Origin of the sequence: Anoxybacillus sp. ST70 (genome assembly GCF_019553625.1) — a bacterium.
Taxonomy (GTDB): domain Bacteria; phylum Bacillota; class Bacilli; order Bacillales; family Anoxybacillaceae; genus Anoxybacillus; species Anoxybacillus gonensis.
Genome location: NZ_JAHZOF010000052.1, coordinates 1 through 251, shown reverse-complemented (window position 1 = coordinate 251; position 251 = coordinate 1). Strand labels below are relative to the sequence as shown.

Annotated in this window: 1 protein-coding gene; it reads left to right on the top strand. The window is 43.0% G+C overall.

The window, feature by feature from the left end; all coding sequences use genetic code 11:
* Positions 1–38: 38 nt before the first annotated feature.
* Positions 39–251, top strand: a 213-nt coding sequence (tnpA, locus tag K1I43_RS15555; protein ID WP_220382711.1) for an IS200/IS605 family transposase, incomplete at its 3' end; no start/stop codon positions are given.

Genomic DNA, 251 nt, shown 5'->3' with positions numbered 1-251 from the left:
CCTCTGATATATGTTGCGCTATTATTGAGGTGAACCACATGGCAGAAGTGAAACGTGGCAGAGGATATGTGTACTCCATTCAATATCACGTGGTGTGGTGTGTGAAATACCGTCACAAGGTGTTGGTGTTGGTTGGCGACATAGATACAAGGTTAAAAGAAATCCTACATCAGATTGCGGAAGAACATGGTTTTGCGATTGTGCAAATGGAAAGTGATAGCGACCATATTCATTTGCTCATTGACTGCACG